The organism is Pseudomonas sp. NPDC088414, from assembly GCF_044753325.1.
In the GTDB taxonomy this organism is placed as follows: Bacteria; Pseudomonadota; Gammaproteobacteria; order Pseudomonadales; family Pseudomonadaceae; genus Aquipseudomonas.
Genome location: NZ_JBIVMY010000059.1, coordinates 2,652 through 5,222, shown reverse-complemented (window position 1 = coordinate 5,222; position 2,571 = coordinate 2,652). Strand labels below are relative to the sequence as shown.

At 53.4% G+C, this 2,571-nt stretch carries 3 protein-coding genes and 1 tRNA gene; all 4 read left to right on the top strand.

The window, feature by feature from the left end; genetic code table 11:
- The first annotated feature begins 160 nt into the window (after positions 1–160).
- The 4 genes from birA to ACIP8I_RS26845 all read left to right on the top strand — a co-directional run bounded on the left by birA (position 161) and on the right by ACIP8I_RS26845 (position 2,525).
- Positions 161–1,114, top strand: coding sequence for a bifunctional biotin--[acetyl-CoA-carboxylase] ligase/biotin operon repressor BirA (birA, locus tag ACIP8I_RS26860; protein WP_400764886.1), 954 nt, complete (start codon positions 161–163; stop codon positions 1,112–1,114).
- Positions 1,104–1,853: a pantothenate kinase gene (locus tag ACIP8I_RS26855; RefSeq protein ID WP_400764884.1), complete on the top strand. Its 750-nt coding sequence runs from the start codon at positions 1,104–1,106 to the stop codon at positions 1,851–1,853. The genes birA and ACIP8I_RS26855 overlap by 11 nt, the downstream gene beginning before the upstream one ends.
- Positions 1,854–1,860: 7 nt before the next feature.
- A complete protein-coding gene (locus ACIP8I_RS26850) occupies positions 1,861–2,298 on the top strand; it encodes a hypothetical protein (protein WP_367085915.1) in 438 nt (145 codons plus the stop codon).
- Between the two features lie 142 nt (positions 2,299–2,440).
- Positions 2,441–2,525, top strand: a tRNA-Tyr gene (locus ACIP8I_RS26845).
- The last annotated feature ends 46 nt before the right edge of the window (positions 2,526–2,571 follow it).

Here is a 2,571-nt window from a genome sequence, read left to right as displayed (position 1 = left end):
CCCATGTGAGAGTAGGTCATCGTCAAGATTAAATTCCGAAACCCCAATTGCGAAAGCAGTTGGGGTTTTGTTTTGCCCGCAGGAAAGTGGTTTGCTTGATTTCTATGCAATCGCCCGGCTCATGGCTATTATTCGGGCCTCATTGTGAGGCGAGACCTGCATGCTGACGTTGTTGAATCTTTTAAAGGATGGTCGATTCCATTCTGGTCAGGCTCTAGGGGCTGCCCTGGGCATCAGTCGAAGTGCTGTATGGAAGCAGCTTCAGAATCTTGAGGTTGAGCTCGGGTTATCCATTAACAAGGTCCGGGGCCGAGGCTATCAATTGGCGGCTCCCCTGACATTGCTCGATCCGCTCAGCATAGGTGCTTTGACCCCGGTGTGGCCCATGACTGTCTTTGACTCCATTGACTCCACCAATGCAGAGGCGTTGCGCGCGATCAATCAAGGTCGCACGGCGCCGTTCCTGGTGTTGGCAGAGAGACAGATTTCCGGTCGGGGACGAAGGGGGCGTAAGTGGGTAAGTCCCTTTGCTGAAAATCTCTATTACAGCCTGGTCTTGCGTATTGAGGGCGGCATGCGCCAGCTCGAGGGATTGAGTCTGGTTGTTGGTTTGGCGGTTATGCATACCCTGCGAAAGCTGGGTGTGTCAGGCGCAGGATTGAAGTGGCCTAACGATGTGTTGGTCGGAAACAAGAAAGTCGCGGGCATCCTCCTGGAGCTTGTCGGGGATCCTGCAGATGTTTGCCATGTAGTGCTAGGTATAGGCATTAATGTGAACATGCAGATTGCTGATGAGGTGGACCAGCAATGGACGTCGATTCGACTGGAAACGGGCAAAAGCAGTGATCGCAATATCTTGGCGGCTGAGTTGAGCGAGCAGTTGAGTCGCTATATTCAGCGCCATCAGCTTGATGGTTTTTCGGAGCTCCAGGAGGAGTGGGAAAAATACCATGTGTGGCAGGGGCGTCCGGTTTCGTTGATTGCGGGCGTTAGTCATATAGAGGGCGTGGTGCTCGGCATCGATAGTCAGGGTGCGCTGCGTTTGAAGGTGGATGGCGTGGAAAAAGTATTTAACGGTGGTGAGCTCAGCCTGAGGTTGCGTGATGATTCTTGAGCTCGACTGTGGGAATAGCTTTATCAAGTGGCGTGTATTGAATACAGCTGCTGGCGGTCTGTTCGCGGAAGGTGTTGTCGACTCGGATCAAGCTCTGGTGGATAGCTTGTGCGCATTTGACAGCCTGTCGTTGCGTAAATGTCGGTTGGTCAGCGTAAGGACCGGTGAAGAAACTGCCGCGCTCACCCGAATTCTCGAGCAGACGTTCGGGGTTTCAGTCGTGTGCGCCAAGTCGGCCAGTGAAATGTCTGGTGTCAGGAATGGCTATGACGACTATGAACGCTTGGGGCTGGATCGCTGGTTGGCGATGCTTGGTGGCTTTCATTTGGCTGCTGGCGCCTGTCTGATTCTGGATTTCGGCACCGCGGTGACGGCCGACTTTATTAATGCCGAAGGTGAGCACCTGGGGGGATTCATTTGTCCAGGGATGCCCTTGATGCGTAACCAATTACGTACGCATACCCGGAAAATCCGTTATGGGGACTTGGCGGCCGAAAAAGCGCTGACGAGCCATGCTCCGGGGCGCAGTACCGTAGAGGCGGTGGAGCGTGGGTGCTCTTTAATGTTGAGAGGCTTCGTCCTGACCCAGATGGAAATGGCTCGATCCTATTGGGGGGGGCGCTTTACTGTCTTTATTACCGGTGGCGATGCTGGGTTGGTGGCGGACGTCGTGCCTGATGCTCGGATCGTCCCCGACCTGGTATTTGTAGGGTTGGCGATGGCGTGTCCTTTAACTTGAGGTTTGTATGCGTTGGTTGTTCCTGCTGCTCGTTGTTCTCAATGTGTTCTATTACGTCTGGCATCAGCAGGAAGCGCCCTTGCGTGCAAAGGATGTCACGCCACTCAGCATGTACCGTGGGTCCCAGCAAGATATTCGCTTATTGAGTGAGGCAGCTGGTAACTCTGGGGCGGGGCAGGGCATGCGCCGTGCCGGACAGGAGTGTCTGTTCTTGGGTGGTTTGACTCAAGAAAGCAGCATTTCCGCGCTGCAGGTGCGTCTAGCTACCATGAATGTGAAGGTTCAGGTTTCGCAAAAGGATTTTCCCGAGTCTGGTTACTGGTTGCGTATTGCGCCCGAAAACCAGCGTTTATTGGGGGATGTGCAGTTGCAAAACCTTTCCAAGGAATTCAATGAGTTAAAACATAAAATAATGCTGTGTGAGGGGGTTGCACCGCTGGAATAGTTTGCATAGAATGGCGCCCGCTCCACAGCGAACACCTAAACAGGTTGTCAAAGCGGGGCGGTGTCAACGCAGCTAACCTCAGGTTTTTAATGAGAAAATGCTTGACAGAAGGTCGGCATGGTATAGAATGCCGGCTCGCTTAGGAGGGGTTCCCGAGCGGCCAAAGGGATCAGACTGTAAATCTGACGTCTACGACTTCGAAGGTTCGAATCCTTCCCCCTCCACCATTTTTAGCGTGAGCTGCAAGCTCCGCGGGTATAGTTTAGTGGTAGA

Coding starts and splice junctions, on each gene's coding strand:
- ACIP8I_RS26855 (WP_400764884.1), top strand. CDS start 1,104: ATGATTCTTGAGCTCGACTGTGGGAATAGCTTTATCAAGTGGCGTGTA.
- birA (WP_400764886.1), top strand. CDS start 161: ATGCTGACGTTGTTGAATCTTTTAAAGGATGGTCGATTCCATTCTGGT.
- ACIP8I_RS26850 (WP_367085915.1), top strand. CDS start 1,861: ATGCGTTGGTTGTTCCTGCTGCTCGTTGTTCTCAATGTGTTCTATTAC.